Raw genomic sequence first — 26,026 nt, forward strand, 5'->3', positions numbered from 1 at the left:
TATACGCTGCAAAAGACTCGCTAATCTCTTTGCAAATTGAAATACAGTAAAGTTGAAGAAATTTGTATTCCTCTTCCCTTTTGATTTAACGAAATCTAAATTTCTTTTTACTTACAGCCCTTCTAGTGACAAAATTATCCTCAACCCTGCAAACAGCAAAATAAATAGTATAGAAAATAATACAATGGTATATACAAAAAATTAACTCGAAATAGCCCCCATCAAATAAACCATAAAAGTCATGATTATTATAGCAAAAATGGTCCCTTTATCTTCTCACCCCGCGCATTAAAGCTATCAATACCTTCATCACCTCATCTATCGATTTTTCTCTGTCCTTGTTTTCCGCAACCCAAAGTACAGCTTCATTCATGGCTCCGGATAGCGTATGTGTTAATGCATCGATGGAGCTGACATTAATCAGCTTTTGCTCCTGCATCGCTGTAAACAGTTCTCTCAGTGAATTCATGGCGTATTTTTGATCCATCATGCGAAACGTATCCCACCCCAAAACAGAAGGACCGTCTATCAATAAAATTCTTTTATGATCAGGACGGGATGCGGTATCCAAAAATGCCTTGCAGCCGCTTAAGAATTGATCCCACAAATCATTACTTTGCATCGCTTTTCTTTCAACCTGCCCCCCTACTTCTTTCTGAATATCTTCAAATACAGCTAAGAATAATCCTTTTTTATTTTTAAAATGATGGTACACTGCGCCTCTTGTTAACTTTGCCTCCTGCACTATATCTTCTAAAGAAGCATTAGCATACCCATATTCAGTGAAATAGTGTTTTGCTGTATTTAACAGCAAGTTTACCGTTTGGATAGTCTCCTCTTTCGTTTTCCTCATATTTTCACACCCTTATTTCAGCGACATTACTAAGCGATTTGCTTCTGCATTCTCCTTTTTTAATAACGTCCGCAAACCATGTATTATTACTTTTTCATTTACATTATGAGGGTTTTCCAAGCATACTTCGAGCCAAGCGATAACAACAGAAGGAAAATCCTTGGTTAAATCATTGATATGGTTTGCTACAGATTTTTGCACATAACGTGAAGGATCATTCATCATCGGTTTAAGCAGGCATAAGTTGTTAACAGGATCATTTTTTATCGGCTCTATTTTTTTCGCCCACGGCAGTCTTGGCCGTGTCCCTTCACTAACCAGTCTTCTCACATGGGGATTAGCATCTGCCTGCCATTTCTCAAAATATTTTAGACAGCGATCTGTATCCAAATTAAGATAAGGCCTAATTGCATATTCCGAAGTGTGCCGCTTCGTTATTTCATATAAGGCTTCCATGGATAAATCAAAATGATCATGCCCGTATTTTTCAACATAATTTGCAATTGGCATCAAAAAATATCCTTGCGTAAACATACCTTCTACCCCATTATTTTCGGGACCAAGAATCTTTAATAAAATATTTACAGCTTTTGGATAATCAGTAGGAAGATGTTTATATAGCTCATCTGCAATAACTTCCACTCTTGCTTTGAGTTCCTTCCCATCCACCCCTTTTTTAACTCGTGATATAAATAATTCAGATGGGAAATCTTTATAGTAATGCTGTATTAAATTCGATAGTCGAGTGGCTAATTCATCATTAAAATAAAGCTTCAAAGGAACATAATCACTCATATTATTTGTCCTTCCAAACCTGTTCATGATAATTTTCCCGGAATGAATCATCAGGTGGGATAACACTAATCACATCGAGCAAAACGCCATTTGGATCACTCGTAATGAAATGACGCTGGCCGAATGCTTCATTTCTGATATCCAAATGTAGGGGTAGTTTGTTTTCCCTAATTATAAGTTGATAATAATGGTCAACGTCTTCCACTTCGAAATTAAGAATAAGTCCTTGTATAGCGTTGTTATATGATGTTGGTACCGTTTCATGCTGCCTGGCCAAAATAGCCAGTTCATAGTCCGTATTTACTTTTTTCAAGCTTACATACCAATCTGCCTCAAAAACAGCTGAAAAATGGAAGTACTTTTGGTAAAACAAACTTGTTTCCGCTACTTTATCTGTCATTAATACCGGATAAAAACTATTGATTTTCATTTAATTCACTCCACTCCTTAAATTATTAATTCAAATTTAACATACATTCAGTATGTATGTAAATGATTTTTTTTTAGATACCTTTTAAATTAATTGATCAGGATTTTATCCTTTGTATTGTTTAGCATAAAAATACGAATGAAATAATACGATAATAATAGTTTGTTAAATTGGAAAGAGGTGAATCTTTATCAGATTCCATGACCAGTATCACGAATACGTAACCGCAAATTTTCAGGCTCTTACGGATTCCTTGCTGCCACCTGCAAACCAATTAGGATATGGAACCTCTTATGGCATAAGTGATTTGCAGGCACATGAATATGTAATTGATGGTTTAAACCAGTACATTTCCATTCAGCAGCAAATCTATCATCTCCCCGTCCAACTGGCTTATCCCACAGCTATTATGTTAGATATTGCAGCAACGCAACTTGTAATCACCCATCAGGCGCAACCCTTACCCCAAAGCCCGTTTCCTGATGGAGGCATGTTTTCCCAACTGTCCCGCACAAACCGGCTTAGAACGTTATCGGCTTTAGAAAATTTGGATATTGATTTGTATTTATTGCCATCCCCTTTTCAAAATAATGGCGGGATGGTCAAACATGTAACTGATGCATTAAATCGATTTTCCTTGTTTGGCTATTATTCAGAGTGGCCGGCTTATGGTTCTACAAGAGCATATCCGCCAAATGATCGCCGACTCGAGTTTTTTCCACCGGGGTGGCAGCAGGTGGGATATCCGGGGGTGGCTTTGGGGTATCGGGATTTTCGCGGATTTTTATTTACAATGGCAGAGGTGAGAATATGAAAACAGATCCAGATGTAATTGTTATTGGAGCTGGCGGTGGCGGTCCTGTTATAGCCAAAGAACTTGGGGAAATGGGAATCCGTGTATTAGTACTTGAAGCTGGCCCATGGTATGGAAATAAAAATTGGCCAGAACCAAATGAAAATCGCGGCAAAGTAAAAGAAAGTTCCGACCCAAGGGATTTGGATGGTTCTCTCTATCGAAGGCATCTCACAAGGCTTGAAAATGATATGAATGACTTTGTAACCGGAAAACTCCGCTGGGGACCGGCAGATCGCAGAAAAAGCCCCTGGTTCAGAAACATCCCGGACCGTGCTGTATTATGGCAGAGTTCAGGTATTGGAGGAACCACCATTCATTACTATTCCAATTCTCCCCGTGCCTTCCCTGAAGCAATTGATAACGAATGGCCAATTAGCTACAATGAGCTTATTCCATATTATGAGAAAGTGGAAGCTACATTGCCGGTTGAATTTGCACCAACAACAACGAAAGAAGCACTTTTTTATTACGGAGCGGAAAAAGCAGGGTTTCCCCAGAATCGAACGTTGAATGTAACCAGTGTCGGGTACCGTCCGCAGCCGAATGCCATATTACCCCCGAATGAAAATTTAATGAACCCTGACTATTCGATGGAAGAAATAAGTCATATGGAAGGATGTACATTAAGCGGACATTGTGGGCAAGGTTGTCCTTATGGACCATCCTATGAAAAAATGGCAAAGCGTTCTACCAATGTCAGCTATGTTCCACTGGCAATGAAAACTGGAAATGTATCGTTCAGACCGAATACATTTGTTACGAAAGTTTTGACGGAATATGACGCTAATGGCAGTCTCCAAGCTTCAGGGGTTCAGATCAGGGATACATGGACAGGTGAAATGGAGGAGCTGCGTGCCAAGGTAGTTGTCATGGCAGCCGGTTGTGTAGAATCCCCGCGCCTTTGGTTAAACTCTGAATTGCCTGACAACCCTTGGGTAGGGCGAGGTTTAACCAATCATTATTTGAATACGGTGACAGGCACGTTTGATGAGCAAACATTAATGAAAATTGTTGGAAGTCCAACAACGAATCCATTTGCCGGGCATACATCAGCTGCCAGACTTGATTATCCCGGTTTAGGTATGATTGAAACTTTAGGGGAGAGCCCTGGTCTTTCGGCACAATCCTTATTCGGGTTCAGTCAATACGGTTACAACAGTCTTCACCACAGTGGTTCAGATATGTGGGAGCAACGTGGAAGACTTGCAGGTGATGAATTAGGAGAGGCCATGAAAGACTACGGGCGGACTCTTACACTTCTCATTGTTACTGATGATGAAGTGAGTTATCGAAATCGGGTAGAATTGGATCCTCATATTAAGGATGAGCATGGGCAGGTAGCAATGGTACACTATGAACCTACTGAAAAGTCGATAAAAAGAAGAGAACAATTAACAAAAATAGCAACATCTATATTACGGCAGGCAGGTGCAAAACAAGTGCACAACAGTGACAATCCGCCAAACTATTATATCCATTTACAAAGTACGATGCGGATGGGCTTTGTGGTTGATACATCCTGTGAAGCATACCAGGTTGACCGATTGTTTATCGCAGATAGCAGTGTTGATTATAATTCACTCGGGGGGCCTAATCCGACTATTACGACCCAAGCTCTTGCAACACGGACGGCAGAATTGTTAGCGGAGAAATATTTTTAATGTAAATAAGGCGTTTAACAAGAATATACGGAAACAATTAATTGACATAAAAATAACATGTAAGAACACAATTAATTTCACATGTTATTTTTAATCACATAGAGACGGGCTATATGACCGAACGGAAGAGATTTTCAATTGTTCAGTCACTTAGAGACGGGCTATACGACCGAACGGAAGAGATTTTCAATTGTTCGGTCACTTAGAGGCGGGCTATACGACCGAACGGAAGAGATTTGCAATTGTTCGGTCACTTAGAGGCGGGTTATACGACCGAACGGGAATGATTTTCGCTTGTTCGGTCACTTAGAGACGGTTTAAACGATCGAATGATAAGGGGAATTCAATTGTAAGTTAACATTGTCTCCTATATAAGGAAATGGCAGGGGTATTTTTTTCAAATTCCCCTGCCATTTTATCAGCAACCTGCATAAAACTGCCCAATCAACCTCTTCAACTAAAATACTTCATCGCTATTTTTTCCGCAGTTCGTGTAGCCAATGCTTGCGTAGTCAAAGTAGGGTTTGGCCCTCCAATGCCATTATAGTGGACACTATTATCAGCGATAAACAATCTCTTAACCTGGTACGCCTCACAATTAGTATCTGCTACATAACCCATCCGCATGGTAGATTCAATATGGGCAAATAAGCTAGATGGCCAATTTGTACGGATAATCTTTTTCGCTCCGGCTTTACGTAAAATATCAGCGGAGATTTTAGCTAACTCCATTCGCTTGCGCTCATCTTCTTTGCTAGGTGTATAGTGGACTGCAGGGACTGGTCCATGTTCATCTTTGATATGAGGATCCAATGTGACACCGTTCCGTTTATGCGGCTGATCGTCAGCAAAAATCAAAATACTTAACGTGTTTCGGTAATACTGCATCCACTCCTGCAAATCATTTCCCGTCACTCTTCCCTCTAGATCCCAAGGAACTCCAGGAGGCACCGGGTTATGAGATGCTTCCCCGCTTTGACTGAATCCAAAAGTTAAAGAAGAAAACAGCCCTGGACTGACCCCGGAAGGCTGGATAACGCCTAGTCCCGGATAATCCAGCCGAGCAGCAGATATCGGACCGACAAATGGATTGACATTGTTTTGACCCAATATTTTCATCAGATCTTTTTCATCAAACACCCCGGTTATCCAATCCCAATAATGATTGGTTAACCCGCGTCCGACCCAGTCGTTGTTGGGAAGTTCCGAATTAAGCCAAAGACGTGGACTTTCGATACAACCTGCTGCCATAACAATCACTTTAGCATATAATTCCCCGGTTTCTCCTGTCCACGTATCTCTAAACTGTACGCCAAATGCTTCTTCTCCATCTGTGGAAGGTTTCTCAGTTAAAATTTTTGTTGTGTATGTATTAGGACGGATTTCTACATTTCCTGTTCTCAAGGCCATGGGGACATAACTGACAAGCGTGGAACGTTTAGCCACTTTATCCACGGATGGGCCATATGGACAGCCATTGCCGCAGTGACCAGCTAATACACACCCTTCCATATGGCTTACTTCTTCTAATGAATATTCTGGATTCATTAACTTTTCGTTTGGTTGTAATATGGCATTGGGCTGCGGTCGATAACCCGGAGAAATAACGTTTGCAGTATCAATGAAAGACCAGCCCGCCTTTTCCGCTCCGTAATAAAATAATTCCTCTTTTGGTGTGGAAGGAGCAGGCCGAACAGGCAAGGTTTCCTCGGCCTTTTCATAGTAAGGAAGCAGTTCTCTATAGGAAATTGGCCAGACACCATCCACCGCTTGTATAAAAGCCCGTGGGGAGTTTGCCCAGTAATGCTGTGTTGTCCCTCCTACACCGGTGTTTTGCCAAACCAACCCATTCTCCTGGAGACTCCGATGCCAGCCCGGTCTGCGCCGGTCTGCGGGACCCCAGCGGAAGCGTCCGGAAACAACATCATTCATATTATGTTCTTCTCTTGTAAAATGCTTCCTTAACAGATTAATATCCAAGTCATCCTGACTCGAGCTGCTGACAGGACCGCGACACTGATTTGGTTCTTCCCACTGCTTATTTCCGTACCAGGGACCAGCCTCAAGAACAAGCACCTTGATGCCTAATTCTCCCAATTCCTTGGCAGCAACTGCACCTCCAGCACCAGCGCCAATGATTATTACATCTGCATCAACTTTCATTTTTATTTCACCTCTTCCGTGAACTCTTCAACCAGAAATCCCCGAAACGCACGATAGCCGAGCGAAACACCGGGATAACCTACTAATTCCCATGTGTATGGAAATCTTTCCAGCACCCTTTCCTCCGGAGCAGCGAATTTGATAGAACCATAAGCATGCCATTCCGAATAAAATCCGAATTTTACCATTTGAAAAACATAGGTGATGACGTATTTTACCAACTCGCCATCGTTTTGAAATGGAGGAGGCAGTATTCCTAAATCGATTTGCAGATTCTCCAATAAAAGTACAGCTTCTGTTCTTTCATTATGGGAAAGGTTTGCAAATCCCCCTCCTTCAGATGGCGTTGGGGTACCTTTCATAAACATGAGTTGTGTAGCAGCTTTATCAAGCATTACAGCTGTGGGGGTTGATAAATGAAGTGTTTTTACATTAAAGTTTTCTTGAAAAGCAATTTGATGATCCAATATCATCATTAAATATTCATCCATTTGTAATTCCACTGCCCCTAAGGCTCCCCAGGTCGACGGAATCATTACATCGACAAGTGCCATAAAGGTGGCCTTTTTTTGGGGAGATTGAGGTTGATCCGTTGGTGACCATCCTAAATTGGAAGGTAGATCATGTCGATTTTCTTTTACATTATGTCCCGGAGTCTGTTGGTTTTGATACATAAAAAGTGTGTCATGATACAATTCATTCGCTTTCCGGTGGAAAGTTAAAATATCATCATGCTTCAACAAATAGGGTTGTTTAATGGACGCTTCCATATCTTGCAAGAGATCATTAAACCGCTGATACCATTGTTCCTGCTGTCCTGCACCATTTTCAGGCAACATCAACCTCAATTCAAATTGGTGGTGGGTATATTGAGCCCAATCAACCAAATACTGTAAGTAATCCAGATAATTCATTTGGTTCACGTTCTTCCCTCCCTCGTTAAATTAATCCTATCCCTTTCAATTAAGTAGTGAAAAGAACAGTTTTTACACCTTATAAACTATATGTAGAAAAAACGCCCCCTATGTTAGCTTACAAGCATTCCATCCCACTCTGCCCTTATGGTTCCAGATCGTATATGTTTGTACCAAGTAAGCTAGCTTCAAAACTTCGAACATCCCTGGGAGTATCATTTTCCCCTGAAATGGAAGTCATTCATAATTGTAGGACCACGAATTCCTGCTTTTACAGAATCTTTATCATCCGATATTTTAATCTCTGATTGGTTGTTATTTTCTTTCCCGCATTTTTCACACGATATTGTTCGAATTGCTTATTTTCACTCTCACCAGTAAACTTATTCCTGTTTCTTGACTCATCCATTTAATCACCACTTCTCGTTATCATTTTTAACCCAATATATACAAATGCAATATGCCTACTTGTGGAATACCTTCTGATTACTGGTGAAAAGTTTTTATTTTGCTGCTAAAATGGGAAATCAAAAAGACAGGGGATCCTTGCCGGATAAACACCCCCTGTCTTATCAGTTAATTTACTATTTTAAAGATATTTTGGCCAGGTGAGCACGGATATATCATCCAAACCCTACAAGCCATTATAATTTCACATCTGCATGCCTCTAATTTTTATCCACACCTGTCACCCCAGCACCGCACGGTCATCTTCAAATTGTTCGCCGCGCGCACGTTTAAATTCATGTAATAATTTCTCGATGGTTAAATCCTGCTTTTCCTCTCCTGCAACATCAAGAATAATTTCACCCTTATCCATCATGATCAGTCGGTTACCCAAATCCAGCGCCTGTTGCATGTTGTGCGTCACCATTAACGTGGTTAATTCAAATTTCTCCACAATGTCATGCGTAAGCGCTGTAATTAATTCCGCCCTGGAAGGGTCCAGTGCTGCAGTATGTTCATCCAGCAGCAAGATATCTGGCTCTGTAAATGTAGCCATCAATAATGATAATGCCTGTCGCTCACCACCGGAAAGTAATCCTACATTTGCCGTTAAGCGATCTTCAAGGCCAAGATTCAAGTTTTTCAGGTATTCTCTGAATAAATCCCTTCGTTTGGCCGTAACGCCGGGAAGCAACTTTCTTTTTTTATTACGTGCATAGGCCATGGCAAAGTTTTCTTCAATAGTCATGGATGGTGCTGTTCCAGCCATGGGGTCCTGAAACACGCGGCCAATGAAAGCAGAACGCTTATACTCCGGTAGATGAACGACCTGTTTCCTATTAATAAATACCCCGCCAACATCAGGTGTAAGGTCCCCGGATATAACATTCATTAACGTGGATTTCCCTGCCCCATTACTTCCTATGACGGTAACAAAATCTCCCTTTCCCAATTCCAAATTTATGGATTGCAATGCTTTTTTTTCATCGGGAGTTCCTTCATTAAATGTGATGGAAATATCTTTTAAATGTAACATGCTATAACTCCTTCAACTGATATTCGCAAGTTCAGCCTGTTTCCGCATTCGCCGTTTTTTCTCCCTGTGCGAATGAATAATCCTTGGTGCTACTAATGCTCCAATTACAAGAATAGCTGTAATTAACCTCATGTCCCCTGTTTCAAGGAACTCAACACGGAGCGCCATCGTAACAACAATTCGGTAGATAATGGCTCCACCAATTACCGCGAGTGTTGCTCGGACAATTGTTTTTGTTCCAAACAATGCCTCACCAATGATGACTGAAGCAAGACCGATAATGATTAACCCAATACCCATCCCTACATCGGCAAATCCGCCGTGCTGGGCGATCAAGGCACCAGCTAATGCTACAAGCCCATTCGAAATGCCAACGCCAAAAATAATTAATGTATCGGTGTTAGCAGAAAGACTGCGAATCATTCGTTTATTGTCTCCCGTTGCTCTCAATGCAAGACCAACCTCTGTCTTTAAATAATAATCAATCAGCAGCTTAATACAGAGCGTCACTACAATCATAACAACCAAAATAGCCCATGTACGGGGAAGGTTTTCCATTCCCAGTGATGCCAGTATCCCGTTCAGCAGTGAATCAATCCCAGTCATTGCCCAAATGGAATCCATATTATCAAAAACAGTAGATTCACTTAATAGCGGCAATGTAGGCTGACCCATGATCCGTAAATTGATCGAATATAAAGCAATCATCATGAGAATCCCTGATAAAAGGGGATTAATTTTCCCTTTTGTATGCAGCAATCCTGTAATACAACCAGCCAAAAAGCCGGCAACTATCGCCATTAAAGTTGCTACAATAGGTGATACACCGTTTATAATGGAGATCGCTGCTACAGCGGCACCTGTTACAAAGCTGCCATCAACCGTTAAATCCGGAAAATCCAGAATACGAAAAGTTAAATATACACCTAATGCCATAATTGCATAAATAATACCTGATTCAAATGCACCAAACAATGAAATAAGCATGTGATCCCCCTTTCTGGCCAGTTAATAATGAGGCAAGCTTTCGCAGCCTGCCCCATACGCAGAGAGCTTTTATGAACATCTTTTTATATCTTATATTAGTCCATCTCGACAAATTCCGCTAAATCATCCCATTCGTCATTCCACTCAACACCCTGATTTTCGGCAGCTTCCTTATTAATAAACAACTGGATATCTTCCGGATTTTCAACAAGAAAATCTTTGGTTGTTTTCTCCCCTGTTAAAATTTCTGCAGCCATTTCGCCGGAACGATAACCAATGGAATGATAATCTATCCCGAATGTGGCAAACCCACCTCTTGCAAGGGAATCAGGTTCTCCGACAACGAGTGGAATCCCCTGGCTTTCAGCAACACCCACAACACTTTCCAGTGCAGAAACGACGGTATTATCCGTTACGATAAAAAACACATCAGCTTCACCTACTAAGGATTCAGTTGCTTGCTGTACCTCAGCTGAGTTAGCTACCGTCCGTTCTGATATGCTTAAGCTTGTTCCCTCTGCCGCTTCTTGTACAGCATTTACTTGTACCACAGAGTTCTGTTCCCCTGCATTATAAATCAATCCGACATTTGCACCCTCAAAATACGTATCCACAAACTCCACTGTTTGTGCTATTGATTCAGGGTGCAAATCAAGCACGCCAGTAATGTTTTCGCCTGCTTCATCCATAGAATCAACTAGACCGGCCTCCACTGCATCTGTAACAGAAGTAAAAACTATCGGAATATCATTTGTTTGCTGCAGGGCCCCTAATGCACTTGGCGTTGAATTAGCAAAAATTAAATCCACATTATCCGCGACAAAATTTCCTGCAATTGGTCCGACATTATTTTGGTCACCCTGCGCACTTTGGAAATCATATTCCACATCTAAACCTGCATCCCCTAGTGCTGCCTGAAATCCATCATACGCCTCATCCAATGAGGGGTGCTCAACAATTTGTGTTGCACCAATTGTATATGTTTCACTTTCGGCACCTGTATCATCTGACGCTTCTCCTGAACTATCATCTGTGCCACAGGCAGCCAGCGTAATTAAACCAATAAATAAGAAAGAATATAAGACTTTCTTCATGACTCTTCCTCCCAGTGATCATTTTATAAATAAATTTCGTATAATTATACCAAATAACACCTGGAACATACAACTTCTATTTTTAATTTTTAGGATTATATTTTATATTTTTGCAAACTAATATATTGTTTCTTCTTTACATAACACCATGCTTGATCCATTTAATATTAGATAACGATCTTTAGTGTATTAACATGCAATTAATAAGTTCTAGCCAAAAGGACCCAGTGCAGATTTTTTATTGAGCAATACGCCCTAAAGAAAAAAACACATTGCAATATACTATTAATTTGGATACAAGAATGTTACAACGCTGCATTCACTACAATTCATATTCATGCAATTTGTTAGTTACTTGACTATAAGCTGCGAGAAGACCATCTGATTAATTAGTATTTTAAGTGAATTGTTTTGATTAGTTCCTAATTAATCGTGAGGAACGCCAATTCATCCGCAGAATCACAAATCCCATTACTCAGAACTTCCCTTTAAGCACTTTTTACCGCCCAATTCATATTGTAATTACATACACCTATAAGGAGGAAAACCAAATGAATAACGAAAATTTTATTAGAGAAAATTTATATATTCAAAAGTTACCTGTCTCTGAATTCGAGCTCCCCTTTATTTGCAGATTACTTTATAACATCAATCAGGCTGGGAATGCGCTTCATGCATTTCCTGATTTAAATCTGGAAACTTCAATTACCATTGTAGATAAGGAGCTGATGCAATGACAGAACTAGCTTTTTCAACAGCTGCAGAGCTTGCACCACTTATTGAATCAAGACAGCTCTCCCCCGTTGAATTGACAGAACAAATCTTAAACCGGATTCATCACATTGATCCAACAATTAAATCCTATATAACTCCCCTGCCCGAAATTGCTATGAGGGATGCAAGAGAAGCGGAAAGGGAGATCATGCAAGGCTTTTATCGAGGACCAATGCATGGAATTCCTGTTGGTATTAAGGATAATTTTTATACAAGAGGCATTCGAACGACTGTGGGCTCGAAACTTTTTGCTGATTTTATCCCTGACCAAACTGCTACATCTGCAAAAAAATTGCTGGATGCAGGGGGAATTATGCTGGGAAAGCTGAACATGCATGAACTTGCAGCAGGTTCCACCGGCACCAACCCATATTTCGGTACTCAAAAAAACCCATGGAATATTAATTATGCACCGGGTGGTTCAAGTGGTGGCAGCAGTGCCGCTTTAGCAGCGGGACTCGCAACACTGGCAACCGGGACAGATACATTTGGGTCGATTCGCTTGCCGGCAGCCATGTGCGGTATTTACGGATTAAAAGTAACTTACGGACTAGTTAGTACAGAAGGCCTTTTCCCAACAGCTCCATCTTTGGACACGGCAGGTCCGATGGCAAGATCGGTCCCAGATTTGGCTCTCATGCTTCAATATATGGCAGGTTATGATCCCAATGATCCCACTAGCATGAAAGTGCCCATTCCAAATTACATGGAGGATTTAAATAAGGGAATAAGCGGATTAAAAATCGGTATACCGACTTATTATATGAAAGGATTAGACCCGGATGTTGAAATACTTTTTAATAATGCTATGGAAACGTTAAGAGGGCTAGGTGCCGAGATCAGAGAAATAGAAATACCCGCGTTGTCCATGTCCACTTTTTCAGGATATACCATTGTTACCGGGGAGGCAGCCAACACCCATTATGAATGGATGCAGACGTGTCCTGAGGATTATTCTGCGGATATTCATTCTTTCTTTCTCACTGGCACTTTGACAAATCAACCGGAATACGTCAGAGCACAGCAGGCCCGAAGAAAAATGAAAGAAGCATTTGATAAAGCATTTCAAGGTGTTGATATTATGCTCGGCCCGACTATACCTATAACAACCCCGGCGTACGCTGAAAATTGGGTGGACCAAAATTTAGATGTGATCAATCGCTGTCTGCCATTCACCGTCCCAATCAATTTAACAGGCGTACCAAGCTTATCCGTCCCAATTGGCCTTGATTCCAATGGACTTCCTGTCGGCATGCAATTTATTGGAAACCATCTCTCCGAAAAATTGTTGCTGCAAGTGGGAAATGAATGGGAGAAAACAAATCCATTAAGTTTTGGACTTTGAGGGGAGGAAGGGGTTGAGCACTGTCACTTCTTATATATATGTATGTTAGCGTGATCTCCAACATACCCTATAAAGGAAGTTTAAATTTAAAGGATAGGTGATTACATGGATGAGCAGTCATCAAGAAACAAAAATCCTGTAAGCGGAAACAGCAAACAAGAACAGCTGGATAAGTACCGTATACAAAACACCGGGAAACCAATGACCACAAATGAAGGGAGGAAAGTATCCAATGATTCGGAAATTTTAAAAGCAGGGGTACGCGGACCTTCATTACATGAGGATTATCATTATTTTGAAAAAATGACGCACTTTGTAAAGGAAGAGGCACCAGAAAGAGTAGTTCACGCAAGAGGTTACAGTGCTCATGGAGAGTTTGAATGCTATCAGTCCATGAGGCAATTCACAAAGGCCGGGTTTTTACAGGAACCTAGAAAAAAAACTCCTTTAACTGTACGATTTTCTACTGTTCAAGGGGCTAAAGGGTCTTATGACACTGCGAGAGATTTACGGTGTAAGGGCGTAAAGTTTTATACAGAAGAGGGAAATTACGATCTGACAACGATTGCCATGCCTGTTTTAATTAATCAAGACCCGATGAAGTTTCCAGATGCAATGCATGCGTACCAATCCAAGCAGGATGATGATATACCAACAGCTTCCGGTGCACATGATCACTTTTGGGATTATGTAGCCAATAATCCAGAAGCACTTCATATGGTGGAATGGATTATGTCGGGTCGGGGTATTATAAGAAGCTATCGAATGATGGAATCCTGGTCAATTAATACTTATTTGTTTGTCAACGAACAAGGGGAAGCAACCTTTGTAAGGTTTGTATGGAAGCCTGTCCTTGGTGTTCATTCCCTGCTTCAAGATGAGGCGCTAACAATTGGCGGACTTGATCCGGACTTCCACCGGAGAGATTTACGGGAAGCAATTAACAAGGGTGCTTATCCTGAATATGAATTAGGTGTTCAGCTGATCCCGCTGGAGGATGAATTCAAATACGACTTTGATGTACTTGACCCTGCAAAGTTTTGGCCGGAAGAAATTGTTCCTGTTCAACTTATCGGGAAGATGACATTAAATAGAAACATTGACAATTACTTTACGGAATCAGAACAAGTCGCATTTAACCCTGCAAATGTTGTTCCGGGAATTGACTTTTCCAATGATCCTGTCCTGCAGGGTAGGTTGTTTGTTTATCAGAGCGCACAATACCATCGAATTGGAGTAAATCATCAGGAATTACCAATCAATAAACCAATTTGTCCATTTCATAATAATACACGCCGAGGCCCTATGAGGTATCGAATTGATGTGGACCAGGTAAACTATCATAAAAATTCATTAGCAAATAACACGCCGTACACGACACCTCCAGAAGCAGGCGGGTATGAACACTACCCGAAAAAAGTAGAAGGACACGTCATCCGCGGCCGAAGCGAATCATTCAATGATTTCTTTACGCAGCCAAGAATCTTTTGGAATAGTTTGAACCCTGTTGAAAAGCAGCAAACAATTAATGGGTTTAGTTATCAGCTCGGAAAAGTGAAAAGTGAATCTGTACGCCGGCAAAATGTTAATTTGTTGGTTAATGTGGATCAGGAGTTGGCTTACATTGTCGCTGATAATATCGGTGTAGACCGTCCTAAAGGTTCCCATGTTCCGGTTTCAACAAGCTATCCTTCCCTTAGCCAGGCTAATACGCCCAAGTATGCATATACCCAAAAGGTCGGTGTACTGATAGGCAATGGTTTTGACAGCAATGAGGTAGCCAATCTACTGAATTTATTTCAGCAGAATGGTATCTTCTTTGTCATCATAAGTGAAACGCTTGGTACTGTCACAAGTGCGGATGGTACGAAATTTAAAGTAGATGAAACCTTTATGACGACAAGCCCCTATCTGGTTGACTCGCTCTATATTGTGGGAGGTAGTGCAAATAACCAAACTCAATTTAATCAAAATGTCGTTGATTTTGTAAGTAATGCCTATAAGCACTATAAGCCGATTGGTGTTGCTTCAAGCGGCCAGTCTTATATTAAAACATCCGACAAAAATAACTTAGCCGGAGTTGTATTTTCTAAAAACAATACTAATTTCGGGGAGGAGTTTGTAAAGGCAATCGCACAGCAACGCTTTTGGAATAGAAAATAATTTTAGGGGTACCTGCCAATTGTCGAAAACTCGACAATTGGCAGGTACCCCTCTATAACTCATAACCTATTCAATATATCTCCAATTGCTTCTTCACCAAATTCCTCCCATTTGCTCTTATCACGGATATAGCCATCCTTATCAAGCGGTTTTTGGAATTGGTTGAAACCAGTTGCAGTGAGCAACGAATTCTCGTCCCTGTCCAGCCCTACATTGACAACATGTTTGATGACAAAGGGCTGTTGGAATTCGACCCAGGCATCTTTTCTGTCCAGTTCCCCTTCAAGTACTTGAAAAGGCATTCGAATATAATAGGTTTCTCCTTCTTCCCGGTGCATCACACCATCGAAAATTCCGCTATCATATTCCCAATTTCCCCCCATCGTAAAACCATGCTTTCTCAGTATTTTCTGGGCGTGACCAAAGGACATTTGCTTCCCTTCCATATCTGTATCCAAATGTAGCATCAATTCGCTCCTTTAACCTTTTTCCCTAGTATGAACCATTATCTGGAATACATACATTTTTCTCAGTAAAAAAAGGGGTGCAACCATTGCAGCAAACTGTATAGTAATGGGATTGTCACAACACATAGCAAGGTTGTAACCAGAACGCCAAATGATGCAAATGAGGCATCACCACCAAACTTTTGTGCGTAGATAGAGGTGGTGGAAGCACTCGGCATGGCAGCTGTTAACACGGCAATAATTATTAAAGGGTATGGCACAGGCAGAAAGAAAAAGATAAACAAAAATGACGGAATGATGAGTAATTTACAGCTTGCTGCAATCCAGATATAGATATTTCTACAGTATTGCTGAAAATCACGCCACCTGATATCTGCCAAAAGGCTGCCTATCAATATCATTGACAATGGGATCGTCATTTGACCAACACTTTCAAGCGATTCTAACAACGGCCCAGGCCATTGAAATGGAAGAAACAGCATGCCTAATCCAATCATGGTTGATAAAATACCAGGATTGAAAATTATCCCCTTCCAATTTACGCTTTTTTCATTCTTCGTAAAAAGGTAGATGCCGTATGTCCAAATTAAAATCAAGTAGCAGATGTTAAAAAATGTTAAGTAAATAATTCCTTGTTCTCCCATTAATATATAACTGATGGCAAACCCAATAAAACCCTGATTACCAAAAATGATTAAACTTTCATAGACACTTTTTTGCTTTAAGGGCAATGCGGATTTACTCCTAAGCCATGCACCGGCAAAAACAGATATACCCAATATGAAAATGGACATGGTGACCAGCCAAGCAAAATCTGTAAAAATATCAATAGAAAAAGGTGTATTAAGTGAATATAGAATCAATGCTGGCAAGGTAATGTAAAGCATCAGCTGTGTAATGATCTGATTGGCATCGGAATTAAATATTTTCATTCTTCGGGTTACAAAGCCAATCAGGGCCATGATATAAAGGGGAACCATCGCTAATAAAAATGCACTGGTCGAAAGCAACAGCCTTCTCTCCTTTCTGTCATGCTTTAGCGTATGAATCGAAAGGAGAGAAGGTACTGTATTTGTAGTTTTAAGTAAAATATTCTATTTTAGCATCAGGGAAAAAGCGTCTTACATAGCCGCCTATCGTATCTTTGATTGCTTCCTGCTGTTCATCCTGGTATACATACTTGTATATCCCATACCGTCCCCATTTCGTTTTCCTTTTGGACTCATCCAATTCCAGCTTCGTCATCGGATAATTTTCCTGAATCACCCGTTTAGCAGGTTTTGTAAAGCGGTGCTGTATCATTTCGAAAGTCAAGTCCTTCCTCGCAAATGCTGGTAAGGATGCCTCAAGCTTTTCGAACATCTCCAAATACCCTTCTTCCCAACCGTCATGAAGATAAATGGGAGCAACAATAAACCCCAATGGATATCCGGCTTCAGCGACTTTGACCGCTGCCTCTACACGCTCATGCAATCTCGAGGTCCCCGGTTCAAAGTACTTGATGATGTAATCGTCATTTATACTAAAACGAAAACGTGTTTTGCCACGATGTTCTGCATCCAGCAAATGGTCGACATGGGCAAACTTCGTAACGAATCGGAGCTTGCCATGCTTAGATTCACCAAAAAATTCAATTGCCTGCTTTAAATGATGCGTTAAATGGTCTACACCAACAATGTCAGAAGTGCATGATGCTTCAAACCTGGTATGTTCCGGCATCCGTTCCTCCATATAGCTTTGTGCAGCGTCAAAAATTTCATCGACATTTACATAAGTACGTATATAAGGTTTACTGCCCATGGTGGTTTGTAAATAGCAATAATGACAATGACCCATACAGCCGGTAGCTAGTGGAATAGCATATTCCGCAGAAGGCTTGGACGTATCGAATTTCAATGTTTTGCGCACACCAACAACGAGCGTAGACTTAGCAATACGATATTTTTGGAAATGATTTTCTCCCGGCAGGTTACGAATTTGATTATGGGAAGTTGTCTTGTGTATTTCTATCCCCATATCCTCAAATTTTGAAATCAGCTTCTTTCCATTTGGATATTCCAATGCCCGTTGTTCTACATAAACCAATTGAGGCACAAACGGTTTAACCATAGTAACTACCACCTACACTGCCAAATGCTTCCTGATAAGCCGTTTCTGCATCTTCTTCTGTTGTAAAAATGGCAAATTCATCCGTGAGAGGGTAGTAATTGTCATGTGAGAAAAGGGCCAATTCATTAGGGTTTTCCGGATGCTGCACGATCGCTGCCTGTTGAACCTGTGCAACATCCTGTGCATGAGGATTTCGAATGATAATGTATACGATTTCTCCCGGTGTATAGTTTTGTTCCATTTCCATTATTTCACCTAATTTCTTTAATTTATTACACCTCTATTGTTCCTTAAAAACAGTAAATTATGTTCGATAACAGGTATTAAAATATTGTTATAGTAAAAGCTAAAATGGAATCTTATCGAAAAAAGGTTCTTTAAAATGAATAATGGAGGTTAGATGTCAATGGAAATTTTAAAAAGAATCGCCTTGGCTCTTGTCATCATTGGTGCTATTAACTGGGGACTCATCGGGTTGTTTCAATTCGATTTAGTTGCTACATTATTTGGTGGTCAAGCCGCTGCGCTATCTAGAGTAGTATACACGCTTGTCGGCGTAAGCGGAATAATTTGCTTAGGGTTATTATTTGAACCTGTGGAAGAAGGGAATAGAGACAGATCGATGCGAAATGGCAGGGTAAATTACGGTACGGAATTTGGAGATGAAACTGATTTATCCAACGAGAATCGAGATAAACGTGATTAGCATCCAAATTAGCCTAAGTAAATAATAACTTTTATCCATAACAAGAAGCCTGGAAATGACAGTGCTTCTTGTTTTCTTTTATTACAAATTCCTTTAATGGTACCCTGCCAAATCTTGTTCCGCATTATTCTATAGTATAGACAGATACCCTCTTGCCTGTTCGAAACCCGCGGTATAGCATTTTCATCTAGCGTACAAACTAAACAGGAAAACTGACTTGGTAAAGGATGATTTTTTGAAGTTCATGCTGATTGCCGGAAGTATCGTTCTTCCTTTCATAATGTACATTTCTCAAAAAAAATGGATACAATTTAGGCTTATTTTTAATGCAGCTGCCATTATAGCTGTACTTGTATTTGGAAATATTGCTTCCCTGTCGGTATATCAAATTATAAAAGATAATACGGTTTTCATGACAGCTATCCATGCAATATTTTTAAATCCCTTTTTCCTAATTACAGGATCTTACATAGGAATCTACCTGCTTTATAAGCTTATCCTGATAAGTATGGAAGAACAACAAAAATAACTGACAAAAGGTTGTGGTACTATGGATACGTTTCTTTTCTTCTTGCTTGGCTTTAGTTATGTTTGTTTTTTCATATGGGGACTTTTTCTGACCAAAAACCATGGCATTTGGAATCTTAGCAACGTACTTCTGCTTGTCATTGTCGGACTGATATACGATAACCTTATTATTGCATTAGGAAGGTTTATCGGTGAAGGGAACATATTGGAAAATTTAAGCTACGTCCGATTTTGGTTACATGCTCTATTCACCCCTACCCTCATCCTTTTCGCTTGGCACATTTACTCTAATACTAGTTTACCACGAGCTAAAAATATGTACTTGAAAGTATTGGCATACCTCTTAACCATTGCGTTAATTCTTTATGATCTGTTTACTTCTGTACAAAGGCTAAAGCTGGAACCAACCTGGAAAAATAGCATATTGACATACGATAGTGTGGAACAGTCAGGTATTCCGATCATGGTTATACTTATTACCCTGATTCTCGGGGCTGTTGGCTTACTTTTAATAATGAAGTTTCGCTTTTATTGGCTTTTTATCGGAACACTCATTGTCATTTCAGGCGGTATATTAAACATCTGGGTTAAATATTACCCGATGATGAATATACTGGAACTTCTTCTGATTGTCTCATTACTTTTAACTAAGCAATTTCTACTACAAAAAAAGAGCTCATAGTGAATAAAGATTCTGTCTGACCAAATGTGGATCTCTTTGCAATTTGATCTCATTTTAAGGATATAAATTTCGAAAGTGACAATTTTTACGGTGGGACGAGCATTTAGCACAGTCCCAGGCACCCAAAAAGAAACCTGACTTCTGGGATTGTGAGATCCCAAAAGGCAGGTTTGCTATGCTCGAATTAGTTATTGCGGTTACGGTTTTTATCGCGATTGTTGTTTCGATTATTGTTACGGTTGTTGTTATTATTGTCGTCATTGTCAAAATTGTTGTCATCAAGAAACTCATTTGCAAATTCAACGTTATCGTTGTTGTTCTGGTTACGGTTGTTATTTCTGTTGTTGCGGTTTCTGTTATCGTTGTTGTTCGCCATTGCTTAACCCTCCTTGTTAAATTTTTCGAGTCAAAACTTATAAGTAAATGGAATGAATTCTTGAATTTCCCCATAAGCAATGACTCAAAATTATTATGTCCATTTTTTAAATAAAAACCCTTTTTTTTTTAAATCATAACAAAACCAGAAGATTAAATAAGCAATTGTTGTGCATCTAACTTATTGGATTGTACGTTTTTCACCAAAATTTTGATTTAAAAACGTTATTCCCCCAATTTGTAACATGTCGTTCATTCTCCATTCATGATTATGTCGTACCTTTAACATGATCATGATTTTTAAGGAGGAGTAAAATGAAAAAACAATTAAAATGGAGTAAAACATTAATCAGAATCGCTGCCATCTTCGGTATCATCGGCGCAGGTCTGGGAGCACATATGGCAGGTGCAGGATCTCTTCAATTTCGGCCGATCCATGCACATATCCTCGTTGCCGGGTTTCTTACCCTTCTTGCATGGGGAATCTATTACCGCATGGTGAAAATCAGGGCACCACGGCTAGTTTCAGCCCATGTATACACAGCAATCATTGGTTCAATCGGGTTGACTGTCGGTATGTGGCTGGAATTTATGGAGCCATTTCCATTGCCGGATTTTGTAAATTTATTAACGTATATTATTGGCGGAAGTATATTGCTTGTCAGCTTTATTTTATTTTTTGCAACGACCTTTTTTATGGTGGATAAAAAACATGAATCGTAAAAGTATTATATGGGGAATTATTGTTTTTTGGTTTATACTGGCAGGCGCTGCCGCTTTCATAGGTCCTTCCGCCGGAGATGTTACATCAACGCCGCCTTATTCCGGTCTGCCGGAGTCAGCTCCATCTATTCAGGCTGAACAGAAGGTAAATCAGGCTTTTCCGGATGAAAATGGCATCCCGCTTCTTACAGTAGTGGAATCAGAAGAAGATTTAACAGCTGACATGGTCACTGACTATGCTGAAGCAATAGAATCTGCTGCAGAAGCATTCGACAATGAAATACAGGAGGTTTTGCCGCTTTCACACATCCCCGAAGAGCACAGAGGAGAATTTCAATCAGAGGATGCACCTGTTTTCTTTATTCCGATGATGTTGAAGGAAGATCTGGATAACGGAGAAATAAATGATGTTGTAGAAAATTTACAGGAATCTATTGAAAGTAGTGGCCTTCCGCCTGACATAAGTGTTTATTTCACAGGTCCAGCAGGCATTTTATCGGATACCATTGCACTTTTTTCAAAGGCTGATCTTGTACTGCTTTTTTCAACTATTGGATTGATTTTCGTTCTGCTCATCGTTATTTACCGCTCTCCCGTCCTGGCAGTCATTCCGCTTATTGTATCTGCCATCGTTTATCAGATAGTGGAACGGCTGATCGGACTTGGCGGAGAAAATGGCTTGTTTGTTGTAGAGAATCAGGCTTTGTCCATCATGATGGTTTTACTGTTTGCAGTACTTACTGATTATGCTTTATTAATTGTGGCGCGTTACCGGGAGGAACTGCAGTCAGGGAAGGATAATATTCCAGCCATGTTTCAGGCAGTTCGGGGTGTAGCTGAACCTATTTTGTTTAGTGGAGGCACCATCATTGTTGGCGTATTAACACTCTTAGCAGCGGTGTATGCACCTTACCATAATTTTGCCATCGTATTTGCGATTGCAGTAGCGGTTATGGTACCCGCTGGTTTAACTTTGCTCCCTGCACTTATTGTTGTAACTGGAAGAGCCGCCTTTTGTCCGTTAAAGCAGAATACAAGTACAAAACCATTACCGATTTGGTCTAGGATAGCTAAAACTATAAAAGTATACCCAAGACGTATCATTGCAAGTGTCCTTCTTTTATTCAGTCTGGGGATTGTCAGCTTTTTTAATATGTCTTCTTCCTATGATCTGCTGGATTCTTTCCCGGATGAATTAACTTCCAAAGAAGGATACGATGTGCTGGCAAAAGCCTTTTCACCTGGAGAAATGGCACCAAATAATGTATTAATTGAATCCGGGAAACCACTGGAAGAGGAAAACATTTCAGCACTTGAAGCCCGCTTGAATGAACGGGAGCAAATTGATGAAGCATTCTTGTTCGAAATGAATGAAGAAGAGACTATTGCCAATGTTCGTGTTCTATTAAAAGAAAACCCCTATTCATCAAAATCGCTGGATGAAATAGAACAATTAAGGGAATTGATAGCAGATAATTGGCCAGGAACTTCCAATATTTATCTAGCTGGAGAAGCAGCGAAACATGCGGATATCAGGGCGCATAATGAAACGGATACAGTGAACGTCATGATATTAATGACAATTGGAATCACGGTTATGCTCGCGTTTCTGACTCGATCCATCATTGCACCGATCATCATGATGGGAACATTGCTTGTTTCTTACGCTGCTTCCCTGGGTCTCGTGCGCTGGCTGTTCACGGATGTCTTTGATGGCGGAGATATCAGCTACCGTATTCCGCTCTATACGTTTGTCTTTATGATTGCTTTAGGCGTGGATTATTCCATTATGCTGATTTCACGGGTTCAACAAGAGATGAAAGAGCATTCTCTTGAAGCTGCGGTTCAAATTGGCATCGAAAAAACCGGCGGAGTCATTTCAGCTGCAGGTACTATCCTTGCAGGCACATTTGGCGTACTCATTACTCAGCCGGTGATGGAACTTCGTCTCTTTGGAATCGCTATGGCACTGGGAATACTGATCGATACCTTTATCGTCAGGCCGTTTTTGCTGCCGGCTGTTATACTTCTTTTTGGTAAGTGGAGCTTCTGGCTGCCTTTTAGAAAACAAAAAAGCTGATAATGTAACAAAAAACACTTTATTTGCAAATTAGAAATGAAGTGTTTTTTATAATAATATTTACTTTTTTGGTAATGAAACACTCACGCTTGTTCCTTCTCCGGGCTTGCTATCAATTTCTATGCCGGCATGATGGAGTTCTACAATCATAAGCACAATGGTCAGTCCAAGTCCCGATCCTTTTACTCTACTTGTTCTCGAAGAATCTGCACGGTAAAAGCGTTCAAAAATACGTTTCTTTTCTTCTGAGGAAATTCCAATACCAGTATCTGAAAAAGTTATGCTGATGAAAGAATCGCCCTCCTCAGCAGATACTTCGATACTACCGCCTGGTTGGTTATACTTAATTGCATTACCTAAGAGGTTATCCCAAACTTCATTTAGTAAATTTTCATCTCCAATGACATTTATCTCGGGAATGGAATAGGAAATCATAATCTCTTTCTCATCCAGCTTCCATTGTTTATTTCGAATAATTTTCTTCAGCTCTCCAGTAAGATTAAATTGATCTTTATGTAAAATATCCTCCTGATTTTTCAGAGATGAAAACAATAGCAACTGATCCGTTAACTGGGATAGCCGTTCTGTTTCTTCCTTAATGATATGCAAATATTCCCGGTTGGCTTGTTGGTCCGGGGCTTTCTTGTTGCTAATATTGTTTTCCAAAATATCCGTATAGCCTTTTATATTCGAAAGCGGTGATTGAATATCATGGGAAACATTGTTCATGAAGTCATTTCTCATCTTTTCAGAGTGCTTTAGCTTATCAGTCATTTTGTTAAAACTTTCGGCCAGCTCCCCGAGTTCATCATTCCTGTCTATGTCCAGGTTTACTTCCAGATTACCGTCTGCAATGGACTTGGTTCCCTTTGTCAGTGACGCAATAGGCTTCACCAGGAATTTCGTAATGAAAATGACGAGCAATATACTAATAAAGATGGACAGCCCCAGTAACAGGGCAAATAATACGCGCATTTCATTAAACAGTAATTTGATATCGGGTCTTAGAAACATCGCATACATGTTATTTTCATGCTCCAGCGGGACACCAATAGTATTGCTCAATTCATTGGCAAAAAAACCGGTGACAAACGTTTCTCTCTGGAAATTTTTCATACCGTGGTAAATTTCATTGTTCATGACAGCAGAAATTGTTTCATTTGCTATCTCTGTTTCACGGAAGGGCTTACCAAAGGATTGCGCTTCCCCCTGTTCATCTATGATGTAAATGTGGTATCCAATGGCTGATGGGATAAGTATTCCTCTAGGTCCAGCGGTTCCTGTCCGGCTGCGTATGCAGCAATATCCAAGGCAATCCGGGAGTTTTTTTCATCATTCTTAGACTTGAGCACCTGATGGTAATATGTGTTGGATATGAAAAATGCGATGAGGCCGCTTGCGATAATGATCCCTATCGTTGTCAGTGCCAGCTTACTGTATAAGGACTTGATCATTTTTCAGCCTCCAGTGCGTAACCGATGCCCCGGATCGTGTTAATCATTACTTTGCTGCCGGTGGACTCCAGACGTTGCCTGAGACGCATAATATGCACATCCACTGTCCTCTCGTCTCCTTCAAAGTCCATCCCCCATATCTTTTCTATTAAATGTTCTCTGGAAAAAACCTGCTTCTCATGTTCTGCCAGCAAGCATAACAACTCAAATTCTTTCAAAGGCAGCATTAGCGTTTTCTCGTTAATCTCCACTTCATAGCTTACTTTATTTATTTTCAAATTTCCAACCTGAATGCGCTGCTCGAATGGCTTATTGTATCTTCTTAATAATGCTTGCACACGAAAAAATAATTCTTTCGGCTCAAATGGTTTACTCAAGTAATCATCTGTTCCCGATAAAAATCCTTTTTCTTTATCTTCTATTCTGCTTTTGGCCGTAAGCAAAAGTATCGGAATATCATATTGCTCCCGAATAATGGAGGTTAACGCAAAGCCATCCATACCGGGCATCATTACGTCTACGATAGCAAGGTCACAAGCATTTTCTTCGAGTACTTGTAAAGCTTCTTTACCATTCACAGTTTTTTGTACACGATACCCTTCTTTATCAAGAAAGTCTCCGACCAGGTTACATACTTTGATGTCATCATCTACGATAAGAATTGAAACCATTTTGTTCACTCTTTCCCACCTATTCTTTTTAAATATATCAATTCGTATTCATTACTGAAATAATTTATCGATAATCGTATCCAGAACTTTTAGAATACCAAATAAACATGAATGGAATATGAACAGGAGATGAACAATGTGAATTTAATTGAGAAACACATTAATTCTTTTTCCTCCATTTGTGGCCTGTCTTCGTTTTATTAGAATCCCTTCATTTGAACTAAGTGTTTTTACAATGAATTTTTTCCGTATGCTGATCGCTCTTTGCAGCATGTATACTTCAAGCACTGTAAAACGTCATATCCGCATACGAGTCTGCCAGCAAATTGGCACCTCGCGGATAAGCTCGCGCCACTTTTCTAAGATGACAATACTATATTTTATGTTACCATAAGCGGCTATCCCATCACTAAAAAATTGCGCTTGTAAAGGGAAAGGGTATGGTTCATAATGAAGATAATACATACGCCACCAAAGGAAGGAACATGTTCATGATTGCCAATAGCCGATGATATCAAGAAAAACTTTCCTCATTAATTTATTCTTCTTTCTTAAATTAACCACTTTCCGAACAGGCTGGATGATCTACCATCCATCGTCCGATCACCCTAAGAAAGTTAATATGAAAAACTATTCGGAAGCGGGACAAATCACTCTTCCAAAGTCTATTATAGAAAGACTTGATTTGTATGAATGAAATCAGCTTAAATTAG

General features: G+C 40.2%; 27 protein-coding genes. 11 read left to right on the plus strand and 16 right to left on the minus strand.

The genetic code is table 11. From position 1 onward, the window contains the following. Positions 1-268 precede the first annotated feature (268 nt). Genes ACDX78_RS01300 through ACDX78_RS01310 form a run of 3 tightly spaced genes read right to left on the minus strand, consistent with a single transcriptional unit; the run spans position 269 to position 2,078 of the window. On the minus strand, positions 269-853 hold the full coding sequence (locus tag ACDX78_RS01300; RefSeq protein WP_486024674.1) for a TetR/AcrR family transcriptional regulator: 585 nt from the start codon (positions 851-853) through the stop codon (positions 269-271). A 12-nt stretch (positions 854-865) separates the two neighbouring features. Continuing rightward, complete coding sequence (locus tag ACDX78_RS01305) at positions 866-1,648, minus strand: DNA alkylation repair protein (RefSeq protein ID WP_486024676.1); 783 nt, start codon at positions 1,646-1,648, stop codon at positions 866-868. A gap of 1 nt (position 1,649) precedes the next feature. Further along, positions 1,650-2,078: a VOC family protein gene (locus tag ACDX78_RS01310; RefSeq protein ID WP_486024677.1), complete on the minus strand. Its 429-nt coding sequence runs from the start codon at positions 2,076-2,078 to the stop codon at positions 1,650-1,652. Between the two features lie 253 nt (positions 2,079-2,331). Here ACDX78_RS01310 and ACDX78_RS01315 point away from each other — a divergent pair, with 253 nt between their 5' ends. Continuing rightward, positions 2,332-2,892, plus strand: a complete 561-nt coding sequence (locus tag ACDX78_RS01315) for a hypothetical protein (RefSeq protein ID WP_486024679.1) — start codon at positions 2,332-2,334, stop codon at positions 2,890-2,892. After that, positions 2,889-4,595 (plus strand): GMC family oxidoreductase N-terminal domain-containing protein, encoded by a 1,707-nt coding sequence (locus ACDX78_RS01320; RefSeq protein ID WP_486024681.1) that lies wholly within the window; start codon positions 2,889-2,891, stop codon positions 4,593-4,595. The genes ACDX78_RS01315 and ACDX78_RS01320 overlap by 4 nt, the downstream gene beginning before the upstream one ends. Positions 4,596-5,048: 453 nt before the next feature. Here ACDX78_RS01320 and ACDX78_RS01325 read toward each other — a convergent pair whose 3' ends face one another. The 6 genes from ACDX78_RS01325 to ACDX78_RS01350 all read right to left on the minus strand — a co-directional run bounded on the left by ACDX78_RS01325 (position 5,049) and on the right by ACDX78_RS01350 (position 11,236). Further along, positions 5,049-6,758 carry a GMC family oxidoreductase N-terminal domain-containing protein gene (locus ACDX78_RS01325; protein ID WP_486024682.1) on the minus strand — a complete coding sequence of 570 codons (1,710 nt, stop codon included), beginning with the start codon at positions 6,756-6,758 and terminating at the stop codon, positions 5,049-5,051. Between the two features lie 2 nt (positions 6,759-6,760). Continuing rightward, a complete protein-coding gene (locus ACDX78_RS01330; protein ID WP_486024684.1) occupies positions 6,761-7,681 on the minus strand; it encodes a hypothetical protein in 921 nt (306 codons plus the stop codon). Positions 7,682-7,943: 262 nt separating this feature from the next. Beyond that, positions 7,944-8,081, minus strand: coding sequence for a hypothetical protein (locus ACDX78_RS01335; RefSeq protein ID WP_486024686.1), 138 nt, complete (start codon positions 8,079-8,081; stop codon positions 7,944-7,946). A gap of 279 nt (positions 8,082-8,360) precedes the next feature. Continuing rightward, positions 8,361-9,155 carry an ABC transporter ATP-binding protein gene (locus ACDX78_RS01340; RefSeq protein ID WP_486024687.1) on the minus strand — a complete coding sequence of 265 codons (795 nt, stop codon included), beginning with the start codon at positions 9,153-9,155 and terminating at the stop codon, positions 8,361-8,363. Positions 9,156-9,167: 12 nt separating this feature from the next. Next, positions 9,168-10,142, minus strand: a complete 975-nt coding sequence (locus ACDX78_RS01345; protein ID WP_486024688.1) for an ABC transporter permease — start codon at positions 10,140-10,142, stop codon at positions 9,168-9,170. A gap of 95 nt (positions 10,143-10,237) precedes the next feature. Then, positions 10,238-11,236, minus strand: coding sequence for an ABC transporter substrate-binding protein (locus ACDX78_RS01350; RefSeq protein ID WP_486024689.1), 999 nt, complete (start codon positions 11,234-11,236; stop codon positions 10,238-10,240). A 551-nt stretch (positions 11,237-11,787) separates the two neighbouring features. Here ACDX78_RS01350 and ACDX78_RS01355 point away from each other — a divergent pair. The 3 genes from ACDX78_RS01355 (at position 11,788) to ACDX78_RS01365 (ending at position 15,518) form a co-directional block, all read left to right on the plus strand. Next, positions 11,788-11,973 carry a hypothetical protein gene (locus ACDX78_RS01355; RefSeq protein ID WP_486024690.1) on the plus strand — a complete coding sequence of 62 codons (186 nt, stop codon included), beginning with the start codon at positions 11,788-11,790 and terminating at the stop codon, positions 11,971-11,973. Further along, positions 11,970-13,355, plus strand: a complete 1,386-nt coding sequence (locus tag ACDX78_RS01360) for an amidase (protein WP_486024691.1) — start codon at positions 11,970-11,972, stop codon at positions 13,353-13,355. The genes ACDX78_RS01355 and ACDX78_RS01360 overlap by 4 nt, the downstream gene beginning before the upstream one ends. A 105-nt stretch (positions 13,356-13,460) precedes the next feature. Next, positions 13,461-15,518, plus strand: a complete 2,058-nt coding sequence (locus tag ACDX78_RS01365) for a catalase (RefSeq protein ID WP_486024692.1) — start codon at positions 13,461-13,463, stop codon at positions 15,516-15,518. A 59-nt stretch (positions 15,519-15,577) separates the two neighbouring features. Here ACDX78_RS01365 and ACDX78_RS01370 read toward each other — a convergent pair whose 3' ends face one another. From ACDX78_RS01370 to ACDX78_RS01385, 4 genes are all read right to left on the minus strand, one after another. Further along, positions 15,578-15,985: a YugN family protein gene (locus tag ACDX78_RS01370; protein ID WP_486024694.1), complete on the minus strand. Its 408-nt coding sequence runs from the start codon at positions 15,983-15,985 to the stop codon at positions 15,578-15,580. A 62-nt stretch (positions 15,986-16,047) separates the two neighbouring features. Continuing rightward, positions 16,048-16,995 (minus strand): AEC family transporter, encoded by a 948-nt coding sequence (locus ACDX78_RS01375; RefSeq protein WP_486024696.1) that lies wholly within the window; start codon positions 16,993-16,995, stop codon positions 16,048-16,050. A 70-nt stretch (positions 16,996-17,065) separates the two neighbouring features. Next, positions 17,066-18,094 (minus strand): spore photoproduct lyase, encoded by a 1,029-nt coding sequence (gene splB / locus ACDX78_RS01380; protein ID WP_486024698.1) that lies wholly within the window; start codon positions 18,092-18,094, stop codon positions 17,066-17,068. Continuing rightward, on the minus strand, positions 18,087-18,341 hold the full coding sequence (locus ACDX78_RS01385) for a transcriptional regulator SplA domain-containing protein (RefSeq protein WP_486024699.1): 255 nt from the start codon (positions 18,339-18,341) through the stop codon (positions 18,087-18,089). The genes splB and ACDX78_RS01385 overlap by 8 nt, the downstream gene beginning before the upstream one ends. Positions 18,342-18,500: 159 nt before the next feature. Between ACDX78_RS01385 and ACDX78_RS01390 the strand changes: the two genes are divergently transcribed. The 6 genes from ACDX78_RS01390 (at position 18,501) to ACDX78_RS01415 (ending at position 23,188) form a co-directional block, all read left to right on the plus strand. After that, positions 18,501-18,800: a DUF378 domain-containing protein gene (locus ACDX78_RS01390; protein ID WP_486024701.1), complete on the plus strand. Its 300-nt coding sequence runs from the start codon at positions 18,501-18,503 to the stop codon at positions 18,798-18,800. Between the two features lie 244 nt (positions 18,801-19,044). After that, positions 19,045-19,329 (plus strand): transposase, encoded by a 285-nt coding sequence (locus ACDX78_RS01395; RefSeq protein ID WP_486024702.1) that lies wholly within the window; start codon positions 19,045-19,047, stop codon positions 19,327-19,329. 315 nt (positions 19,330-19,644) lie between these two features. Then, on the plus strand, positions 19,645-20,010 hold the full coding sequence (locus tag ACDX78_RS01400; RefSeq protein WP_486024704.1) for a hypothetical protein: 366 nt from the start codon (positions 19,645-19,647) through the stop codon (positions 20,008-20,010). Positions 20,011-20,185: 175 nt separating this feature from the next. Then, positions 20,186-20,500 carry a hypothetical protein gene (locus ACDX78_RS01405; protein WP_486024706.1) on the plus strand — a complete coding sequence of 105 codons (315 nt, stop codon included), beginning with the start codon at positions 20,186-20,188 and terminating at the stop codon, positions 20,498-20,500. Between the two features lie 200 nt (positions 20,501-20,700). Beyond that, a complete protein-coding gene (locus ACDX78_RS01410) occupies positions 20,701-21,108 on the plus strand; it encodes a hypothetical protein (protein ID WP_486024707.1) in 408 nt (135 codons plus the stop codon). Then, positions 21,098-23,188, plus strand: coding sequence for an MMPL family transporter (locus ACDX78_RS01415; protein WP_486024708.1), 2,091 nt, complete (start codon positions 21,098-21,100; stop codon positions 23,186-23,188). The genes ACDX78_RS01410 and ACDX78_RS01415 overlap by 11 nt, the downstream gene beginning before the upstream one ends. Before the next feature lie 60 nt (positions 23,189-23,248). Here the strand turns inward: ACDX78_RS01415 and ACDX78_RS01420 are convergent, their stop codons facing one another. The 3 genes from ACDX78_RS01420 to ACDX78_RS01430 form a co-directional block, all read right to left on the minus strand. Beyond that, on the minus strand, positions 23,249-24,304 hold the full coding sequence (locus ACDX78_RS01420; RefSeq protein WP_486024710.1) for a sensor histidine kinase: 1,056 nt from the start codon (positions 24,302-24,304) through the stop codon (positions 23,249-23,251). Between the two features lie 101 nt (positions 24,305-24,405). Further along, a complete protein-coding gene (locus ACDX78_RS01425; protein WP_486024712.1) occupies positions 24,406-24,642 on the minus strand; it encodes a hypothetical protein in 237 nt (78 codons plus the stop codon). Next, on the minus strand, positions 24,639-25,313 hold the full coding sequence (locus ACDX78_RS01430) for a response regulator transcription factor (RefSeq protein WP_486024875.1): 675 nt from the start codon (positions 25,311-25,313) through the stop codon (positions 24,639-24,641). Before ACDX78_RS01430 ends, ACDX78_RS01425 begins: the two co-directional genes overlap by 4 nt. Between the last annotated feature and the right edge of the window lie 713 nt (positions 25,314-26,026).

The organism is Virgibacillus oceani, from assembly GCF_041521345.1.
Lineage (GTDB): Bacteria > Bacillota > Bacilli > Bacillales > Amphibacillaceae > Virgibacillus_N > Virgibacillus_N oceani_A.

Coding starts and splice junctions, on each gene's coding strand:
- ACDX78_RS01300 (WP_486024674.1), bottom strand. CDS start 853: ATGAGGAAAACGAAAGAGGAGACTATCCAAACGGTAAACTTGCTGTTA.
- ACDX78_RS01385 (WP_486024699.1), bottom strand. CDS start 18,341: ATGGAAATGGAACAAAACTATACACCGGGAGAAATCGTATACATTATC.
- ACDX78_RS01355 (WP_486024690.1), top strand. CDS start 11,788: ATGAATAACGAAAATTTTATTAGAGAAAATTTATATATTCAAAAGTTA.
- ACDX78_RS01360 (WP_486024691.1), top strand. CDS start 11,970: ATGACAGAACTAGCTTTTTCAACAGCTGCAGAGCTTGCACCACTTATT.
- ACDX78_RS01395 (WP_486024702.1), top strand. CDS start 19,045: ATGCTGATTGCCGGAAGTATCGTTCTTCCTTTCATAATGTACATTTCT.
- ACDX78_RS01390 (WP_486024701.1), top strand. CDS start 18,501: ATGGAAATTTTAAAAAGAATCGCCTTGGCTCTTGTCATCATTGGTGCT.
- ACDX78_RS01310 (WP_486024677.1), bottom strand. CDS start 2,078: ATGAAAATCAATAGTTTTTATCCGGTATTAATGACAGATAAAGTAGCG.
- ACDX78_RS01305 (WP_486024676.1), bottom strand. CDS start 1,648: ATGAGTGATTATGTTCCTTTGAAGCTTTATTTTAATGATGAATTAGCC.
- ACDX78_RS01320 (WP_486024681.1), top strand. CDS start 2,889: ATGAAAACAGATCCAGATGTAATTGTTATTGGAGCTGGCGGTGGCGGT.
- ACDX78_RS01425 (WP_486024712.1), bottom strand. CDS start 24,642: ATGATCAAGTCCTTATACAGTAAGCTGGCACTGACAACGATAGGGATC.
- ACDX78_RS01370 (WP_486024694.1), bottom strand. CDS start 15,985: ATGCTACATTTGGATACAGATATGGAAGGGAAGCAAATGTCCTTTGGT.
- ACDX78_RS01420 (WP_486024710.1), bottom strand. CDS start 24,304: ATGAAAAATTTCCAGAGAGAAACGTTTGTCACCGGTTTTTTTGCCAAT.
- ACDX78_RS01340 (WP_486024687.1), bottom strand. CDS start 9,155: ATGTTACATTTAAAAGATATTTCCATCACATTTAATGAAGGAACTCCC.
- ACDX78_RS01410 (WP_486024707.1), top strand. CDS start 20,701: ATGAAAAAACAATTAAAATGGAGTAAAACATTAATCAGAATCGCTGCC.
- splB (WP_486024698.1), bottom strand. CDS start 18,094: ATGGTTAAACCGTTTGTGCCTCAATTGGTTTATGTAGAACAACGGGCA.
- ACDX78_RS01415 (WP_486024708.1), top strand. CDS start 21,098: ATGAATCGTAAAAGTATTATATGGGGAATTATTGTTTTTTGGTTTATA.
- ACDX78_RS01400 (WP_486024704.1), top strand. CDS start 19,645: ATGTACTTGAAAGTATTGGCATACCTCTTAACCATTGCGTTAATTCTT.
- ACDX78_RS01430 (WP_486024875.1), bottom strand. CDS start 25,313: ATGGTTTCAATTCTTATCGTAGATGATGACATCAAAGTATGTAACCTG.
- ACDX78_RS01325 (WP_486024682.1), bottom strand. CDS start 6,758: ATGAAAGTTGATGCAGATGTAATAATCATTGGCGCTGGTGCTGGAGGT.
- ACDX78_RS01365 (WP_486024692.1), top strand. CDS start 13,461: ATGGATGAGCAGTCATCAAGAAACAAAAATCCTGTAAGCGGAAACAGC.
- ACDX78_RS01350 (WP_486024689.1), bottom strand. CDS start 11,236: ATGAAGAAAGTCTTATATTCTTTCTTATTTATTGGTTTAATTACGCTG.
- ACDX78_RS01405 (WP_486024706.1), top strand. CDS start 20,186: ATGCTCGAATTAGTTATTGCGGTTACGGTTTTTATCGCGATTGTTGTT.
- ACDX78_RS01335 (WP_486024686.1), bottom strand. CDS start 8,081: ATGGATGAGTCAAGAAACAGGAATAAGTTTACTGGTGAGAGTGAAAAT.
- ACDX78_RS01345 (WP_486024688.1), bottom strand. CDS start 10,142: ATGCTTATTTCATTGTTTGGTGCATTTGAATCAGGTATTATTTATGCA.